We start from the raw sequence: 18,857 nt of genomic DNA, 5'->3' as shown, positions 1-18,857 counted from the left end.
ATATGGAATCAATATCGGTTTTTGAGATTATTAAAGTAGGAATAGGTCCGTCAAGTTCGCATACGATGGGACCTTGGAATGCAGCGTCTGCGTTTATCAGGATTATTAAGAGGGAAAGATCAATTGCTGAGGTTAAAGAAGTTTTTCTTGAATTTTTCGGTTCATTAGCTAAAACGGGAATTGGTCACGGAACCGATATTGCCGGAATGCTTGGTTTGAATGGTGAAGATTTTAAGACAATCAATACATCAAAAATTGATGAGAAAATTAAGGAAATAAAAAATACTCAGATCCTAAATCTGGGTGGTGAAAAAGAAATTCCTTTTATTTACGGGCATCATTTGGTTTTAAATATGCAAAAATCTCTTGATTTTCATCCAAACGGAATGATTTTCAAAGCTATTTTTGAAGATGGAACTGAACTTGTTCAGGATTTTTATTCTGTTGGAGGTGGTTTTATAGCAAGTCAGGAAAAAAACTCAATAGAAAAGCAGTGTGTACGTACTTTGTATCCTTGTCATAAGGCTGCAGATATTGTAAAATACTGTGAGAAATTGGGCTTTAGCAAAATGTCAGATTTAATTTTAATTAATGAAGAAAGCTGGAGAACCCAAGACGAAACAAGAGCCGAAGCACTTTACATCTGGAAACAGATTAAAGAATGTATTTATAAAGGCGTAAACAAAGAAGGAATTCTTCCCGGCGGACTGAATGTTACCAGAAGAGCTGCTGGAATCAACAGAAAATTATTAGGCGAAGATAAGATCTATAAAAATAAGGATGAATGGTTTCAAATGGTTATAGATGCCGAGGAAAACTTCACCAATATCAATAAATGGATTGCGTGTTTTGCATTGGCTGTAAATGAAGAAAATGCAGCTTTTGGAAGGATTATTACAGCTCCAACCAACGGAGCGAGTGGGGTAATTCCTGCTGTATTAATGTATTCTCAAGCTTTTACACCTTTCAACAGTGAAGATGATATCGCAAGATTTTTACTCGTTGCAGGAGAAATCGGAACGTTATTCAAAAAGAATGCAACAATTTCCGCAGCAATGGGAGGTTGTCAGGCTGAAGTCGGAGTTTCATCGGCAATGGCTGCGGCTGGTTTGACGGAGATTCTTGGAGGAAGCGTCGGTCAGGTTTTAATGGCTGCTGAAATTGCGATGGAGCATCATTTAGGATTAACTTGTGATCCGATCAAAGGGTTGGTACAGATTCCTTGTATTGAAAGAAATACGATGGGCGCTATAAAAGCAATCACTGCTGCCAATATCGCTCTTGAGAGTGATCCTACAAAAGCGAAAGTAAGCTTAGATCAGGTTGTTCAAACGATGTGGGAAACTGCCTTATCAATGAATGACAGATTTAAAGAAACTTCGGAAGGAGGTTTGGCTATTGCGGTCAACGTCCCTGAATGTTAAATTTTCTATTGAAATATCAGATATAATTACAAATAAAAATCCTTAAATCACACGATTTAAGGATTTTTTTAATTTATTTAAACTCGCGTGAGTTTTGGAGATTTTAGGATTAAATTTTAATTTTTAGCCGAAGTTTCCAGTCTTGAATTTTTGTTTCTTTTGTTTCAAGACAAAAGAAAAATAGCCTACTTATCAAGTATTCCCCTTATTTTATTCGCATTAGAAATCAATTCTCCTAAATACTCGTAATTCTCTTTTTCCAAAGCAACTTTGAACTTTCTTAACTGAGAAATATGCTCATTTAAAACATCCAAAACATTTTCTTTGTTTTGTTTAAAGATCGGAACCCACATTTCAGGATGAGATTTTGCCAAACGAACCGTGCTCGAAAAACCGGAACTCGCCAATTGGAAAATAGTTTCTTCTTCACGCTCCTTTTCTAAAACAGTGTTTGCTAATGCGTAAGAGGTGATGTGTGAAATATGCGAAATATAAGCAGTATGAAAATCGTGAGCTTCTGCATTCATATAAATCAAATGCATATCAAGACTTTCAACAATTTTTTCAACTAAATGTAAAGCGTCTTCTGCAGATTCTTCTTTATTGCAGATAACTCCTGCTTTTCCTGAAAAACTCTCTGAAACAGCCGATTTCGGACCATTGTTTTCCGTTCCCCACATCGGGTGAAAAGCTACAAATCTTGAACGTTTTGGGTGGTCTTTTACGGCAGCAACAATTCCAGCTTTGGTAGAGCCTGCATCCATTACGGTTTGGTTTTCTGAAATCAGATCTAAAATAGTAGGCAAAATTTTCCTTGCAGAATCTACAGGAATAGCAACGATAATAAGATCGGAATTTTTTATTCCGTACTCAAGGTCAACTTTAGCATCGATTATTTTTAAATCTAATGCCTGGTTAAGATGTTCATTATTATTGTCGATTCCGTAAATGAAATCTGCAATTCCTTTTTGTCTTAATTTTAAAGCAATCGACCCTCCAATAAGACCTACACCTATAATACTTATTTTCATCTTTTAAAATTTTAAAATAAAAAACCCCGTCCGAGGACGAGGTTTATGTTATGTTTACAAGAATCCCTATCCCAAATTTGAGGTTAAAATTCTATAATAATATGTTCTTTTGTTTATAATCACAGAGCGAAGGTATAAAATATTTCTTAAAATGTAAATATGATTTTAATTAATAATTACAGATTTGTTAAAAATATAGGCTAAAATAAAAATCCCTGGGGTTAACCAGGGATAAAAACTAATAACCATGAAAACTCAAATTAAACATGAGTTGCTTGTCTATATTAAATAATCGTGCCAAAGATTAATTTTAATTAATGATTTATTTACAAATATCAAAAAAATAAAATAATACACATGAAAAAAACCAACTTATAAAGTTGGTTTTTCGTTTAAAAATACAAATCAAATTATGGATTGGAGATGATAAGCGTCGATGGAATATCCGATAACCAAAGGCTTTTCGTGTCAATCAGGCTTTTCCAGCTTTTGCTGCTGATTAACATTAAATCTTGGGAATCCAGAAATTCTTTCTCGATTTTCTTCTCATTGTATAGTGTGATGTGATTGGGTGCAACCTGTTCAATACTTCTGATCAATTCTTTAACTTCAATATTACTTCTGATCTGTCCTCCGGCATCAAGAATAATGATCTGGGAATTGTTATTATTAATTAATCTTTTAGCATATTCAAGCAAATAAAAATCGCTTAAATTAAATATTGGAATAAAAACTTTATCTGCCGACTCAAATTCTTTTTCAACCAAAACTCCAACCGGAATGTTGGTTTTATCTAAGATCTGTAAGGTAGAATCATCAAAAGGAGAGTTGTTGAAAATGTAACCTTTACCTTTTACGGTATTTAGAAGCTTTTCAGGATTAATAATTTTAGTTGTAAACCCTAATAACCTTCCCAATAAACTTCCCTCATACATTGATTTTCCAAGCATAATTAGAAGAAGATCGTAATTTCCTTTGTTTGTAATGTTGGTAAGGTCATTTTCAATATCGGTTGAAGCTTTAAAAAGAGTCGTAACCTCAAGATTAAGCTCATTAGAAGTCTCTATTACATCCTTAAATTGTTCTTTTTCATAATTATCAATATCAAAGGCGTGAAGCTCATCAATAGGCGCAATGTTCATTGCTGTTACGCTTTTATTCCCATTCATTTTATGGGTTAAGTTGTCAGCTAATTTCAAAAGTGTGCTTCCGGATTCTGCTGTTTCAAAAGATAAAAGAACTCTATATTTGCTATCATTATCTTTGTCTTCATCATCCTCGATCGACTTTTTACCTTTAAAAAGATAATTGATAAGATCAAGGCAAGGGCCTGTCATGAACGTAGTAAATAACGCCATGATAACAAGCATTGCAAATAATTCTGGGCCTAAAACTCCCAAATCATAACCAATATTAAGTACGATAAGCTCGGTAAGTCCTCTGGTGTTCATTAATGCTCCGATGGTAAGACTGTCTTTCCAACTTAATTTCAGGAATTTTGCGGCGAGGGCGCTTCCTACGAATTTTCCTGTAACGGCGGTAAGAATGATGAATCCTCCAATTTTCCAAAGGTGAGGATCATTTAATAATCCAATTTGCGTTCTTAATCCCGTGAATACAAAGAAAAGCGGAAGTAATAAAACCAATGCAACATCTTCTATTTTTTCTATGAAAAGATTTCTGAATTTTACATTTTCCGGCATGATCGCACCAGCCATAAATGCTCCAAAAAGCGCATGGATACCAATAACTTCTGTTGCATAAGATGAAATAATCAAGATTAAGAAAAATACAGCAACCAGTGCTTTACTGATGAAGCCTTTTCCTTTTTGTGATTCAGCAATTCTGGTAAGGAATGGTCTTACTGCTTTAATCATGATGAAAACGTAAAGAATCGCCATCAAAATAACGAATACGGATCCTGAAAAAGATCCTGCCTTTACAACTGCAATTACAGCGGCCAAAATACACCATGCGGTAATGTCATCTGCGGCGGCACAGGTAATAACAACGGTTCCTATTTTTGTTTTGTGAAGATTTCTTTCCTGAACAATTCTTGCCAACACCGGAAATGCAGTAATACTCATTGCAATCGCTATAAATAAGGCAAAGGAACTGAATTGAATGCCATCCGGCGCAAATTCTTTATAGATAAAATATGAAAGCCCAACTCCTAGCGCAAAAGGAATGATAATACTTGCGTGGCTGATTACAACAGCGTCGTGTGCTTTCTTTCTCAGAACGCTCAAATCAAGCTCCATTCCTACGATATACATGAAAAGGATCAATCCGATCTGGCTTAAAAACTGTAAGTTTGGAAGTGATTCTTTTGGAAAAATAAATGCTGAAAGTTCAGGGAAGTAAAGTCCAAAAAGTGATGGCCCTAAAACGATACCTGCGATCATTTCACCAATAACAGATGGTTGTTTAAGCTTTACACAAACCCATCCAAAAAGTTTTGCAACCATGATGATCGTAACGATCTGTGCAAGAAGAAGTGCTAAAGGATGATGAAGATTCGTCATAAATGAATCTGCGAAATTCTCCCACATTGTAGCACCTGTAGCTTTACTCGGAGCAATGTTTTCTCCGATCTCTAACGTTTTTCCTTCAACAAAGAACCAATACATCAGGCATGAAAAAAATGCTATCGTGCTGATGTAAAAAATTATATTTTTATATTTCCCCAAGTTCATAACTCCGTTATTTAAGTGTGTAAATTTCCTAAGAATATATGGATGAAAACTATTTTTATTTCTGAAATGTAATAAATGTCATGAATAATGTAATGAAAACCTATTTGAAGGAATATCCCAGCCCGATTCCCATTTTCCAGGCTCCATTTTCTGATGCGGTTTTAGAATTATAGTAAACCGGAAGCTGTAAAGCGATCTTTTTGTAAACGACTGTAAGACCTGCGCCTAGATTCGGAGTAATTGCGCTATTTTTAGTTCCGGGAGATTTATCGTTTTTAATTCTCAATGAAGGAAGCATTCCCAGAATGAATTTAACATCTTTGTGGGTTAAGCTGATATTTGGTCCCGTAAAATTGATAAAAGCCCCATGATCTACATATCCGGCCACTGCAATTCCGTCAAAAAAAGATGCTTTTATTTTAGGAGCAGATTCCTGAGAAAAGCAAAGTCCGGATATGAGAATTCCACAAGCATAAAGAAGATTTTTCATTATCAAATCATTTAATCAAGGCGCAAAAATACGCTGACCAAATATTGTAAACAGAGGTGATGTAATGAAACGGATTAAATTTGTAATGAAACAGAAAGCGTATGGAAAATCTACTTCCCAAACATCTCTAATAATGAATTTTTATAGGTGTCTCCGATTTGTAGCTTGATAAAATTCTCTCCATCTAAAGATATTGATGTAATAATTTCGTTGGTAGAAAATATTTTAATGGAAGATAACGCGATGATCTCTTTTTTATTGACCTGAGCGAAATCTTTTGTTGGAAGCATTTCCAGAAGTGATTTAAAACTGAGGTTTTTAAGAACAATTGTTGTTCCGTCATTTAGAATAATGTCTTTGTCGCGGCTGTCGATTTCTGACGTTTTAATGTAAGCGATCTGTTCTGTGAATAGGATAGTTTTCCCGATGTTGGTATTCCATTCGATGAAATCCTTTTTTTGAGGTGTTGCAAACAGTTCTTTAGCTTTTTCGAAGGCTTGGATTAGTCTTTCTTTTTTGATCGGTTTTCTTACATAATCCACCACATTTAGATCAAATGCTTCCGCTGCATATTCTTTATAGGCGGTTGTAAAGATGATTTTTTTTGAATCTGAAATGAGTTCTGCCACTTGAAGGCCTGTCATTCCGGGCATTTCAATGTCTAAGATGCAGAGATTGCAGTCGAGATTATCAATTTCGTTCAGGAAGATTTTAGGATCGTTGAATGCTTTTACAACTTCTACATTCTCAATTTGTTCGCATAGAAGTTTTAAATAACTGATTGCCAGTAATTCATCATCAAGAATAACGCATTTTATCATAGAATTCACCTAAATTAATTACTAATTCGGCTGTGAAGATACCGTTTTTTGAACTTTTAGTAAGCTGATAATAATTATTGTAGATCATTTTTAATCTTTGATCCAAAGACTGGCTTCCAAATCCGCTTTTCTCTTTTTCCAACACGTTTTTTAAGGAAGCTTTATTGCTTACTTTCATCGTAAAAATTCTGTCTTCCAATTCTAATTGAATGGAAATAAATGAATCCTGTGCTAAGAAATCGGTATGTTTAAAAGCATTTTCAATAAGATCAACGGAAATCAATGGTGCGAAAACTTTTTCTTCAAAAAGCTCATCCGATTTATCAATTTTAGATTTAATTCTAAAATCAAAAAGTGGATTTATTTTTATTTTATTAATTTCAATTAAGCTTAAAGCAAAGGTTAATTCCTCTTTTGGGCTTACGAATTTGTTGTTGCTTTCGTATAAAATATAATCCAGAACATTCGCCAACTTATCCAACGACATATACGTTTGATAGGCGTGTGACTGAACAGAATTAAGGATGTTTTTAAACAAATGCGGGTTCAGTTTTGTGCCGATATGTTCCAGCTGAACTTCGTTTAATCTTTGTTCGATTATTTTATTAGCTTCTGAAAGTTTAGCATTTCGAATCTTAAACTTCTGATTCTGACTGAATAAATAAATACTCACCGTCAAAAAAAAGAAAATAGCAAAAACTCCAATGAATATCAGATAATCATTAATCATGTAGTAGTTGCCTTCCATTGAAATTTTTATTTAATTTTTTTCAGACTGTTCAGCGTTACAATTTCCTCACATTTTTCAAATGTAACCTCGTAAGTTGGATTGTCTTTTGGATAAACCAATACGTAATCCGGACAAGGTTTTTTCTGAGCGTGACTTCTGTCAAAATCTACCTTACCATTTGTGATAATTTCGTCTTTTAAGAATTTTTCGTTGATTTTGTACGTACTCATTTCGCTTTTGGCGCTGTCTGAATACTTAAAATCTTTAGAAAGAGTTTCTGCAATTACACGGCTGTTGGGTAAATAACCGCTGCAGCTTGCCCCTTTTTTGTTTAATATAAAAAATACAAGAATCAGTCCTGGAATAAGACCAATCATATAAAACTTAAGCTTTTTCATTAGAAAATTAAAAGATTGATATCGTGATAAGTAAGTCCGAAACGGTCGCAGATTACTTTTTTAGTATGTCTTCCTTTGTACATATATAAACTCTGCTTCATTTCGTTTTTGCGGGTCAGCATGTTTTCGAAACCGCCTTCTTCGTCGTAATTTAAAATGTAAGAAAGGAAAAAGTTTGAGATCGCTTTTGTAGTCGTTCTCGGCATTTTTGAGGTCAGGTTCGGAAGTCCGCAATGGATTACACCATGTTTGATGATGTAAGGATTTTCCATTGTTGTAAGCTCTGAGGTTTCAATTACCTTTCCGTTATCGATGGTTATATCGATGATGACGCTGCCTTTTTTCATTTTCATGATCATGTCTTCGGTAACGATCGGCTGCATATTTAATCTTGGAAGAGCTCCAATCACGACGTCTGCACGTCTTAATGCTTTGCTTAATTCCTTTGGATCAATGATCGAAGTTGGTACACGACTGTCAACAATGCTGTGAAGTCTTCTTAATTTAGATAAAGAATTGTCGAAAACTCTTACACTTGCGCCAAGACCGATGGCTGCTTTGGTTGCAAATTCACCAACAATTCCTGCACCCAAAATAAGAACTTCGGAAGGTCGAACTCCTGTGATTCCGCCTAACATTAATCCATTTGATAGAGCTAATAATTCGGAAGCGTATAAAATAGAAACGGTTCCTGCAATTTCGCCTATTAATCGTACCAATGCCAGTTGCTTGTATTCATCAACGATAAATTCAAAAGCAATAGCGTTGATTTTTTTTTCGGCTAATTTTATGAAATAATCTTTTTCTCTTAAATTAATTTGAAGCGCTGAAACCAAATAAGTATTAGGCTTCATATAATCAATCTCGTCTTCTGTAGGAGGGTTGATTTTCAGAATAAGATCCTGTGAAAATGCTTCTTTAGGATCGTTCGTTATTTTTGCTCCGGATTCAGAATATTGCAGGTCTGTAAAAAATGAACCTTCACCGGCTCCAGCTTCAATAATGATCTCGTGGCCGTGCTCTACCAATACCTGTACTGCATCGGGTGTGATGCATGTTCTTCTCTCGTGAAGACAGGTTTCTTTAGGAATTCCAATACTGAATTGCTTTCCTTTTTTAATAACCTCCAATTTTTCTTCTTTCGGCATTAATTCTTCCTCAGTAAACGGAGTAAAAATATTTGTAGTACTCATTCTTTAAACTCAATTATGTCTTACAGATAATTATTTTGCTGTTGATTGATGAAGCAAAGATACATAATATTTAGTCGAATGTAACTTCTCGATGTTCGCCTGTGTTGTTAATGCTCATTGTGTGGTACTTGAGCCCGTAAAGTTCGTCTTCGTAGACTTCCGGCCATTCAATAATGCATAAAAAAGCGTTGTCGAGGTATTCTTCGATACCGATATCGTACACTTCTTCAATATTTTTTAAACGATAAAGATCAAAATGGAAAATTTTCCCTTTCGGTGTATTGTATTCATTGACAATAGAATAAGTAGGAGAGTTGACTTCATCCTGACTTCCCAAATTTTTAAGCAAAAACTGGGTAAAAGTAGTTTTTCCTGCTCCTAAATTTCCTTTTAATAAAAAGATGTTGTGCTGTAGTTGCGGTATTATTTGGTCTACAACTTCTTGCCAGTCTTCTAATTTATTGATAATAACTTCCATTTTTAATGAATGATTTACTATAATTAATGTTCAAAAATAAGTAAAATAAAACTTGAAAATACATTGCGAAAAAGGTAATGTTTTTAGTATTGTGATTTATAAAAAAAATAAAAGCGAGAATTTTGAAATTCTCGCTCCATAAATTAACTATATAAAAAATTATTGTTTTACTAGGCTAAATGCTTTAACAATAGTATTATGGTTGTCTTTTATAATTAATCTGTAAAACCCAGAAGGTTTATCGGAAAATGGGATACTTAAAAGTTTTTCTGATGTACTGGATTTGTGAATTAGCTGTCCTAAAGTATTTATAATTTCTACATGATAATTATTTTTAACAGGTCCGAAATCAATATTTAATTTGTTTTTAACCGGGTTAGGATAAATATTAATCATACTGACGTTGCTGTTTGTTCTGGTTACACCTAATGTTGAATTCAGAGATGGAGTAGATCCGGTAATCGTGTAAGCTCCTAGAGAAGCATAACTTGTATAGCCGGTGTCTACAGTTCCGTCTCCAATGCCTGTGATGGCTAAATAGTAATTTCCTGCATTGAGATTGGTATTGATGTTAATTGGAGCGCTTAGGTCGGAAGGGGTTCCTTTATAAGTGCCTATTAATACGTTTTGGCTGTCATATAATGATGCTTTTAAAAGTAAATTACTATGCCTTTCTGTAGTTTCTATATTTAAAACTATATTTCCTCCACCGGTATTGAACTGAAACAGATCAACATCGTCAGTATGATCAATAACGCCTTTATTTTCTGCTGATCCTGACAGATTTAGAGTCGTTGCCGTGCTAATGGTGCTTCCGTGAGTATCTGCTCTGTACCCTACATTATTTGTTGTATTTGTAATTATAGCAAGATCATCTTGATGATTTGTCGCATTTGTATAATCTCCTTTGCTCCATTGTGTTACATTCTTATAATAGCTTGCTCCCATGATCGGCGCCCAGTCTCCGTGTCCGCTGTAATAAGCGTATTGGCCTTGTCCGTCGTGGTTTAACCCTAAGGTATGACCTAGTTCATGAGAAACAATTTCGCCAATAATCTTTCCTGAAGTTCCCGCTCCAGACGTGAATGCCCAACATGGCATGTCGCTGAAAGAAGAGAAGCTGTTAATAAGAGCAATCCCGGCACCTCCCGGAGATGCAACATCTGTAGTCGTAATAATACATCTTCTTTTCTTGTTTTGAGGATAGCTATTGAAGACTTCTTCGTCGGTTGTCACATTTAAGTTGAATGGACGATAATCTTCTGCCGTAATTTCCCAGGCTTCCAGAATTTGATCATCTGTCATTCCCGAAGGCGCTGCAACAATGGGATTTCCTCCATTCCAACCGCTGCCTGCGGGGACGGTATGCCCATTGAAATCTAATAAAAGACATCCGGCTGCACCCGGAAAGCTCTGTAAAGTTGAAACATTAACATTTTTAGCCTCTTTGTTTGGATGGGTTGAGATTTTTTCGATATTAGAAATTGACGTTTTAATGAAATCTACACACATCATATTATTAATGTCGATTTCTTTTATAAAAGCACTTTCTTTATTATCTGAATAATAAGAATAAGCCTTTTTATCTTTTAAAAGAATTATCCTTCCATCTAGTTTTTTGTTTTTAATGATAATGATAAAACTTCCTGCGTCTTTACTCAGTATCTCTCCTTCCAGATGGATTTCTGAAGCAGATTTTTCTTGTTGATAATTTACTTTTGCGTCCAATGTTTCCGAATTTGATACCATGAGTTTTATTTCTTGGTTGTCTTTGGGTGTTTTGGCTAATTGTGTTTCAATTTGTCTTAAAAATTCACTGCTTGTTCCTAATGAATAAGGATTTTGTTTTTCTGTACTTGTTTGGGCATAATTATTACCTGTGGTAATAAAATAAATAATTACGAATACCCAACTTTTTAAGGTTTGATTTTTTTTCATCTTTTTTGATTTATGATTAATAATTAAGGCTCGAATAAATCAATTAATTTGTGTTTTGTTTTTGTATTAATATTTTAAATAAACGTTTATGTTTGAAATATTATAATTAAATTTAGTTATAATCGTTATTTTGTGTTTATTTAATTGATATATAATGGAAATGATTTATATTTATATTATTAATAAAGTCTATTGATTTTCACGATTGGGATTGGTTTTTTCAATAACAATGAGCTTTTTGTAAGGAATTTTTGATAATAGAAATTTAGAATTACGAGTAAACTGTCTGTTGATTTTGTACTAAGAATAAAAAACTTATTGCTTATTTTTACACCATGATTTCTAAACAGACCATTGATAAAATATTTTCCACGATCAGAGTAGAGGAGATTGTGGGCGAATATGTGCAGTTGAAGAGGGCGGGGTCTAATTATAAAGGGCTGAGCCCGTTTCATGAAGAAAAAACACCCAGTTTTGTAGTTTCGGCGAGTAAACAAATCTGGAAAGATTTTTCCAGCGGACAGGGAGGGACGGCGATCTCTTTTTTAATGGAAATCGAAAATTTCACCTATCCGGAAGCACTTCGCCACGCGGCAAAAAAATACGGAATTGAAATTGAAGAAGATCAGCGTGAATATTCAGAAGAAGCAAAAAATGCCCAGTCTGAAAGAGATTTACTTTATAAAATCCACGAAATTGCCAATGAATATTACCAAAATTTCCTTTGGGAAGTTGATGAAGGGCGCTCAATTGGTTTAGCGTATTTCAAAGAGCGTGAGCTAAAGGATGATATCATCAAAAAATTCCAATTGGGATATTCTCCTGAAAAGAAAAATGCTTTCACGGCTTTTGCTTTAGACAAAGGATATTCAAAAGAAATTTTAGAGAAATCCGGACTTTCCATTTTCCCTGAAAATTCTCCCGCAGGAATCGATCGTTTCCGAGAAAGAGTAATTTTCCCGATTCATAGTTTTTCGGGCAGAGTTCTTGGTTTTGGAGCGAGAATCCTTAGAAATAATGTCAAAACAGCAAAATATCTCAACTCGCCAGAAACGGAAATTTATCATAAATCAAATGTTCTTTATGGTTTAAATCAAGGAAAACAGGCGATTTCAAGAAAAAATATCTGTCTTTTGGTAGAAGGATATATGGATGTGATTTCACTTCATATGTCCGGAATTGAAAATGTAGTAGCAAGTTCCGGAACATCTTTAACGACCGAACAAATCAAGCTTATCAAAAGACTAACGGAAAATGTAACGATTCTTTTTGACGGAGATAATGCCGGAATTAAAGCGAGTTTCCGAAGCATCGATATGTTGCTGACAGAAGGAATGAACATTCGTGTCCTTTTGTTCCCGGAAGGCGATGATCCCGATTCTTTTGCCAGAAAACATCCTCAGGATTATGTTGAAAAATTCATCGAAAATGAAGCGATGGATTTTATTGATTTTAAAGCAGAAATCCTTTTAAAAGATGCCGGAAGCGATCCTATAAAGAAAGCGGATGCCATCAGAAATATCGTAAAATCGGTTTCTTTTGTTCAGAATGCGCTTAAAAGGGAGGTTTATCTTAAGGAAGTTTCCAATAAATTCGGATTGTCTGAGCAGAGTTTGTTTAATGAACTGGATGTTCAGAGACAGGTAACGCAAAATCAGACGCAACATGTTCAGCAACAGAAAGAACAGAAGCCAACAAAGCTAGAAATTGTACCGAAACCTGAAAAAGAAATAGATTCCGTTCAGTTCAATATTCTTCACCAAGAAAATAAGTTGATCGACACGATGTTGATGTTCGGGGACGTTGTTCTTCACAGAGAAAATGATAAGAATGAAGAATATGAAGTAACGGTAATTGAGGAAATTCTTAATCATTTTGAGGAAGAGCAATACGAATTTCAGATTGAAACCAATCAAAAGATCATCAGTAGTATTAAAGAAGGAATTGAACATGATGAATTAAGATCGGGAAGTTTTTTCATCACTTTAATGGACGCTGATATTACCTTAAAAGTAGCAGATGCATTAATGAATCCAAATGAATTAAGCGACTGGACGACCAGAAATATTTTCCCGCCAAATATGGGAGATCACATTGCGGAAGAAGTAGAAAATAACATTTTAATTCACAAATATTATTACATTCACGTTATTATCAAGCAGACAACAGCACAGCTTGAGGATTATCGTGACACGGATCAGGAAAAATATTTCGATTCTATCAAGAAAATTATGATGCTTAATGACTTTTCTAAGCAGATTATTGATAAATTAGGCTGGTCGCCTGTGACAAAAAGTCCTATAAAATTTTAGGAACAAAAGTTGTAATTTAAATCTCAAATAAATTTAAAATAATACCAATAGAAATATGGACATTAAAAAAGAATTCAGAGATTTCTCTGTAAAGCATTTAGGAAACAGCGGTCTTGTTACCGATCAGTATATGGGAATGTATGGGCCAACCAATCTTACGCCGTACATCATGGAAGAAAGAAGAATGAACGTAGCTCAAATGGACGTTTTCTCTCGTTTGATGATGGACAGAATCATTTTCCTGGGAACAGGAATTGATGATCAGGTGGCGAATATTGTTACTGCTCAGCTTTTGTTCTTGGAGAGTTCAGATCCTTCAAAAGACATCCAGATTTACATTAACTCTCCCGGAGGAAGTGTATATGCTGGGTTAGGAATTTATGACACAATGCAGATCATTAAGCCTGATGTAGCAACAATCTGTACAGGTATTGCCGCTTCAATGGGAGCTGTATTGTTGGTTGCAGGTGAAAAAGGGAAGCGTTCTGCGTTGAAGCATTCAAGAGTGATGATTCACCAGCCTTCAGGAGGTGCACAAGGTGTTGCTTCTGATATGGAGATCAACTTAAGAGAGATGTTGAAGCTGAAAAAAGAATTATATGACATTATTTCTGAACATTCTGGTCAAACTTACGAATGGGTAGAAAAAGCGTCAGACAGAGATTACTGGATGACTTCTACCGAAGCGAAAGAATTCGGAATGGTAGATGAGGTTTTACAGAGAGCAACTAAAGAAAAGAAATAATTTTCTTTAAAAGATAATTAAGAGAAACGCGTCAATTTTGGCGCGTTTTTTTGTTTGGTCATTGCGAGGAGCGAAGCGACGAAGCAATCTCAAACCCCCTTTAATAGTACATTCTCATCACCCAAAAAGTTTGTCATTCCGGAGGAATCTAGGCTCATTTTGTAGAGATCAAATTGTAAAATCCTTACTTAGATTCCTCCGGAATGACAAACTTTGTGGTTAACTGAATTTTGAAGCTATACTCAGAAAGAACGACAAAAATTCCCTGGTAGCTGAGGTTCTCGAAGCCACCATTCCTAAAACCCTAGCCCCGATTGAGTGAAAATCCTTTTTTGAAAAAAAAGATTGTAGCGGAAAGCGGGAAATAGCTCCTAAAAAATAATAAACAAAATTTAAAACAGATTTATCATTCTATTCAAGATGAGTTTATATTCAATACTTACTTTCGCAGCCATAAAAGTAAATATGAAAAAAATCTTATTACCTGTTCTTGCCTTCATGGCTTTAACGGCTTGTAACAATGATGAGAATGTAAATAATCAGGATATCAATTATTCTAAACTTCCACAGGAATTTCCGTTCGCAACTTTGGCAACGGTAAATGGAGTAGATGTTATCAACGGAGGTTTCGGTTCTGGAGCAACGGCTCATCCAACAAGGAAAGGAGAGTTTTATGTTATTACAGATCGTGGTCCCAATATAGCTTATTCAAACGGAATAAAATTTTTAATTCCAAACTTTACACCTACAATTATGCATTTTAAAATCAATGCAGACGGAAATATTGAAGTGCTAAAATATATTAAACTTAAAAATCCTTCAGGACAACCCATCACAGGGCTTCCAAACCCTATCGGAATGGGAAGTACAGGTGAAATTGCCTACGGAATTGATGGAAGTGTTTTGCCAACTGATAATTACGGTTTAGACAGTGAAAGTATTGTTGCAGCAGCAGATGGTACATTCTGGGTTTCTGATGAATATGGTCCTCACATCGTTCATTATAGTGCAGAAGGAGTTGAAATTGAAAGAATAAGCCCAATCGGAGTAAATACAGGAACAAGAAAATTACCGGCAGTTTTAGCCAAAAGAAGACCAAACCGAGGAATGGAAGGAATGTGTATGACGCCTGACGGAAAAATGTTGGTAGGCACAATGCAGTCTACAATGTATGTTCCGACAAAAGTGTTGGCAACCAATACAACATTGACAAGAATTGTGACTTTTGATCTTGCCACAGGACAGACAAAACAATATTTATACAAACAAGATGGAGGCGCTTCTGATTCTGTTTGTGATATTACAGCAATCAGCAACTCTGAATTTCTGGTAATCGAAAGAGACGGAAACTTCGGTTCACAGGGCGGAACTAAAAAGGTTTACAGAATTAATTTAACAGGCGCTTCTGACGTGACAGGATCTGATCTTACAGCCGTTGACGGTTTAAAAATCAATAATAAAACCCTTGAACAATCTACTTGGGATGAAATAAATACCGCAGGATTAAAGCCTGTTTCTAAAACATTAGCCGTTGATCTGGTTTCAAAAATAGGTTATGAACATGATAAGTTTGAAGGAATTGTCTATTTAGGCGGAAATAAATTAGCCATTTTTAATGACGACGATTTTGGCGTAGTTGATAACGGAAACGGAACTCCAAAAGCCAAAATTCTTCCTAAAACAGGAAAAGTAGACAAAGGAACAATGTATGTAGTCGATATTCAATAATTTTTAATTTATTTACAAGAAAAAGTCTCTCAGTTTTGGGAGACTTTTTGTTTTAAATGGCGTTATTTGTTAGTATAAAAAAATTATTTGATAAATTTCATAAAAAATTTAAAGTTTTCAAATCCGAAAATAAAAATTCTTCGTATATAATTTTTTAATACTAAAATAATAGGCTGACTATGTCATTATCCAAAAATAATTTAATAGATCTGATTGCGGTTGAGATTGAAAGGTTTCACGGGATTACAATTCCAGATTATACTGAAGAAGAGAAGATTATTTATCCACTTTCTAAGTCTTTTTCAGGGATTTACAAAAAAGAACTTTACGTTTATTTTTTATCCGGAAAAGCTTTTAATTACCAAGTCCATTATTTTATTTTTAACTTTAAAATATTCTGACAATAAAAAAACCACCAAATTTGGTGGTTTTCGATATTTTTTACTTCTATTATTATGAATTAAATCCTTCAATAATTTTAGAAAAATCTTCTAATTTCAAAGCAGCTCCACCAATCAAACCACCGTCAATGTCAGGCTGAGAGAAAATCTCTTTAGCATTGTCAGGCTTTACAGAACCTCCGTAAAGGATAGAAACTTCGTCAGCAACTTCCTGTCCGTATTTTGCAGCGATGATGCTTCTGATGTGTGCGTGGATTTCCTGAGCTTGTGCAGGACTTGCAGTTTCTCCGGTTCCGATTGCCCAAACGGGTTCGTAAGCGATCACAACTTTTTTAATTTCTTCCGCAGAAAGCGTGAAAAGAGCAACTTCAGTCTGGTTTTTTACCACTTCAAAATGTTGACCTGCTTTTCTCTGTTCAAGAGTTTCACCGTTACAGTAAACAGGAATTAAACCTTTATCTAAAGCTAATTTTACTTTTACGTTACAGTGAGAATCTGTTTCACCGTGATATTGTCTTCTTTCAGAGTGTCCGATTAAAGAACCTGTTGCATCGATAGATTCCAACATTTCAGCAGAAATTTCTCCTGTGTAAGCACCACTTTCATGCTCGCTCATGTCCTGAGAAAATACACCGATTTCGTCCTTTTCGAAAATATCTTTCGCCATCATTAAGTATAAAGATGGAGGTGCGATCCAAACTTCGCAGTTTGTCGTATTGTTGTTTTTATAACTTAATAATTGAACCATCAATTGCTGAGCGTCAATTATATTTTTATTCATTTTCCAGTTTCCTGCAACTATTTTTCTTCTCATAGTTTTTTATTTTTTATATAGAAGTTAGAGATTAGATATTAGAAGTTAGAAATCAAAAATAACGTATAATTTTAAACTAATTTCTAGCTTCTAACATCTAATTTCTCAATTAATTAAATTTTCCAGATATTTTTTAAAAGAATATAGAAAGTATGCTCTTCATCAGTAACGATATTATCAGCCTTAATCAATGTTTTAGCAAATTGTACAAAGCTTAAACGCTCTTCTTCCGTAGAATCATCTAAGAAACATTGAGCGTGAAATTCGAAGTGACTTTTCCATTCTTCTGGTTGTAGTAAAGCGATTACTTCCAACTCATTATCCAAGTCCATTTTAAAAGGAAATTCATCTGCTAAATATTGTTGAACAAGCATTCCTTCTTCAGGAGCAAATTCTCCGTCTACAGATGAAAGAATCATCAGCAAATGGTAACCGGCGATAGATTTATTTGATTTTTGCATTATATAAATGTATAGTTTGTTGATAGTTTATGGTTTATGGTTGACGGTTGATTGTTAAATTGACAATTGACCTTTCACAATTTGTTATTTCACGTAGTCTTTTGCAGGAATTTTATCTACAATTTTACCTTTTTCTAAGATCAATATAAAAGGATTGCTTCTTGCGATTGTTTTAATGGCAGTGCCGTCCATCATTGCATTTTTAATAGTTTTAAAAGTGTTCGGATCGGTTGAAACTCCGTAAATAACAGCTCCTTTTTGAGCCTTCACTTTAGCTTCAACTTGTTTGAATAGATCTTCTGAAACTTCTTTCGGATGATAAGAGAAAACCAAAATAGCTTTCGGTGCGTTGATTACTTCATCAGTCACTTCAAGGCCTGTAGGATCTTCAATTTTAAATTTAACGATCTCAGATTTGTAACCTTCTTTTATCAAAACAGATTCGTTTTTCCCTTCCTCGATTTTCCACGGAGAACCTTCTGCCCAATATTTTGTTTCTTTAATATAATCGTCCTGATTTACCTTTAAAATTTCTCCTGTTTTTTGATTTTTAAGAGAGTAAAAAGTTTTGTATTCGGACGGATTTTTATTAATTTTTTCTTTTTCACTTTTAATATCAGTTCCCACTTTGTAATCACGGAAATCGATTAATGGTTCATGCGTAATTCCCTGAGCCATAATGTAGATCATTCCCAAAGAAAATATTCCTAAAAGGATATATTTAAATGTATTGGAAGGTTCTTTTTTAGAACTGAAAGTATAGCTGTCTTTTTTCTTAAATTCTTTTCTGTAAAGGATGAATACGATGATTAACCCAACCAAAAGCACGACATCTTTAACGAAACTCTGCCAAGGCGTGAATTTTATGGCATCCCCAAAACATCCACAATCCGTTACTACATTGAAATAGGCCGAATAAAAAGTAAGGAAACCAAAGAATATACAAAGCGCGATCAATGCTGAAAGAGTGAATTTAAGTTTTAATTTTAATAAAAGCATAAATCCAAGTAAAAGCTCTAAAACAACGACAATGATCGAAAATAATAAAGCAAATTTTTCCAAAAACGGCATGTTGAAAACAGTAGGCGAGAAGTATTCTTCCATTTTGAAGGAAAAACCTACCAAATCTACCGCTTTTACAAACCCCGAAAGGATGAAAATAACAGCAATAACGAAACGTAATAAACCTTTGATCAT

General features: G+C 34.5%; 17 protein-coding genes. 5 read left to right on the top strand and 12 right to left on the bottom strand.

Features of this window, described 5'->3' with window-relative positions; all coding sequences use genetic code 11:
• Positions 1 to 2 precede the first annotated feature (2 nt).
• The gene (locus SB689_RS19945) at positions 3 to 1,424 is read left to right on the top strand and encodes an L-serine ammonia-lyase (protein WP_410693834.1); all 1,422 of its coding nucleotides are present in this window, start codon (positions 3 to 5) and stop codon (positions 1,422 to 1,424) included.
• Between the two features lie 185 nt (positions 1,425 to 1,609).
• Here the strand turns inward: SB689_RS19945 and SB689_RS19940 are convergent, their stop codons facing one another.
• The 9 genes from SB689_RS19940 to SB689_RS19900 form a co-directional block, all read right to left on the bottom strand.
• Complete coding sequence (locus SB689_RS19940) at positions 1,610 to 2,455, bottom strand: prephenate dehydrogenase (protein ID WP_410693833.1); 846 nt, start codon at positions 2,453 to 2,455, stop codon at positions 1,610 to 1,612.
• 410 nt (positions 2,456 to 2,865) lie between these two features.
• Positions 2,866 to 5,151 carry a cation:proton antiporter gene (locus SB689_RS19935; RefSeq protein ID WP_410693832.1) on the bottom strand — a complete coding sequence of 762 codons (2,286 nt, stop codon included), beginning with the start codon at positions 5,149 to 5,151 and terminating at the stop codon, positions 2,866 to 2,868.
• 100 nt (positions 5,152 to 5,251) lie between these two features.
• The gene (locus tag SB689_RS19930) at positions 5,252 to 5,641 is read right to left on the bottom strand and encodes a hypothetical protein (protein WP_410693831.1); all 390 of its coding nucleotides are present in this window, start codon (positions 5,639 to 5,641) and stop codon (positions 5,252 to 5,254) included.
• A gap of 110 nt (positions 5,642 to 5,751) precedes the next feature.
• Positions 5,752 to 6,462: a LytR/AlgR family response regulator transcription factor gene (locus SB689_RS19925; RefSeq protein ID WP_410693830.1), complete on the bottom strand. Its 711-nt coding sequence runs from the start codon at positions 6,460 to 6,462 to the stop codon at positions 5,752 to 5,754.
• Complete coding sequence (locus tag SB689_RS19920; RefSeq protein WP_410693829.1) at positions 6,440 to 7,210, bottom strand: histidine kinase; 771 nt, start codon at positions 7,208 to 7,210, stop codon at positions 6,440 to 6,442. The genes SB689_RS19925 and SB689_RS19920 overlap by 23 nt, the downstream gene beginning before the upstream one ends.
• A gap of 8 nt (positions 7,211 to 7,218) precedes the next feature.
• The gene (locus SB689_RS19915; RefSeq protein WP_410693828.1) at positions 7,219 to 7,590 is read right to left on the bottom strand and encodes a hypothetical protein; all 372 of its coding nucleotides are present in this window, start codon (positions 7,588 to 7,590) and stop codon (positions 7,219 to 7,221) included.
• Positions 7,590 to 8,783 carry an alanine dehydrogenase gene (locus tag SB689_RS19910; RefSeq protein ID WP_410693827.1) on the bottom strand — a complete coding sequence of 398 codons (1,194 nt, stop codon included), beginning with the start codon at positions 8,781 to 8,783 and terminating at the stop codon, positions 7,590 to 7,592. Before SB689_RS19910 ends, SB689_RS19915 begins: the two co-directional genes overlap by 1 nt.
• Positions 8,784 to 8,853: 70 nt before the next feature.
• Positions 8,854 to 9,261 (bottom strand): tRNA (adenosine(37)-N6)-threonylcarbamoyltransferase complex ATPase subunit type 1 TsaE, encoded by a 408-nt coding sequence (gene tsaE, locus SB689_RS19905; RefSeq protein WP_410693826.1) that lies wholly within the window; start codon positions 9,259 to 9,261, stop codon positions 8,854 to 8,856.
• A gap of 159 nt (positions 9,262 to 9,420) precedes the next feature.
• The gene (locus SB689_RS19900) at positions 9,421 to 11,199 is read right to left on the bottom strand and encodes a T9SS type A sorting domain-containing protein (RefSeq protein ID WP_410693825.1); all 1,779 of its coding nucleotides are present in this window, start codon (positions 11,197 to 11,199) and stop codon (positions 9,421 to 9,423) included.
• Between the two features lie 335 nt (positions 11,200 to 11,534).
• On the opposite strand from SB689_RS19900, the gene dnaG reads away from it, so the two are divergent.
• From dnaG to SB689_RS19880, 4 genes are all read left to right on the top strand, one after another.
• Entirely contained in the window at positions 11,535 to 13,511 is a 1,977-nt protein-coding gene (gene dnaG, locus SB689_RS19895; RefSeq protein WP_410693824.1) for a DNA primase, read from the top strand.
• Between the two features lie 55 nt (positions 13,512 to 13,566).
• Positions 13,567 to 14,256, top strand: coding sequence for an ATP-dependent Clp endopeptidase proteolytic subunit ClpP (clpP, locus tag SB689_RS19890; protein WP_066750894.1), 690 nt, complete (start codon positions 13,567 to 13,569; stop codon positions 14,254 to 14,256).
• 465 nt (positions 14,257 to 14,721) lie between these two features.
• The gene (locus SB689_RS19885; RefSeq protein ID WP_410693823.1) at positions 14,722 to 15,984 is read left to right on the top strand and encodes an esterase-like activity of phytase family protein; all 1,263 of its coding nucleotides are present in this window, start codon (positions 14,722 to 14,724) and stop codon (positions 15,982 to 15,984) included.
• 179 nt (positions 15,985 to 16,163) lie between these two features.
• Positions 16,164 to 16,385 carry a hypothetical protein gene (locus SB689_RS19880; protein ID WP_066750892.1) on the top strand — a complete coding sequence of 74 codons (222 nt, stop codon included), beginning with the start codon at positions 16,164 to 16,166 and terminating at the stop codon, positions 16,383 to 16,385.
• Between the two features lie 52 nt (positions 16,386 to 16,437).
• On the opposite strand, the gene tpiA is transcribed toward SB689_RS19880, so the two are convergent.
• The 3 genes from tpiA to SB689_RS19865 form a co-directional block, all read right to left on the bottom strand.
• Positions 16,438 to 17,199, bottom strand: a complete 762-nt coding sequence (tpiA, locus tag SB689_RS19875) for a triose-phosphate isomerase (protein ID WP_410693822.1) — start codon at positions 17,197 to 17,199, stop codon at positions 16,438 to 16,440.
• A 113-nt stretch (positions 17,200 to 17,312) separates the two neighbouring features.
• Entirely contained in the window at positions 17,313 to 17,660 is a 348-nt protein-coding gene (locus SB689_RS19870; RefSeq protein ID WP_410693821.1) for a TerB family tellurite resistance protein, read from the bottom strand.
• 84 nt (positions 17,661 to 17,744) lie between these two features.
• On the bottom strand, positions 17,745 to 18,857 hold the full coding sequence (locus tag SB689_RS19865) for a BT_3928 family protein (protein ID WP_410693820.1): 1,113 nt from the start codon (positions 18,855 to 18,857) through the stop codon (positions 17,745 to 17,747).

It is taken from the genome of Chryseobacterium sp. SIMBA_038 (assembly GCF_046535115.1).
Taxonomy (GTDB): Bacteria; Bacteroidota; Bacteroidia; order Flavobacteriales; family Weeksellaceae; genus Chryseobacterium.
Note: the sequence above shows the minus strand (reverse complement) of the source record. Positions and strands in the feature narration are given on the sequence as shown.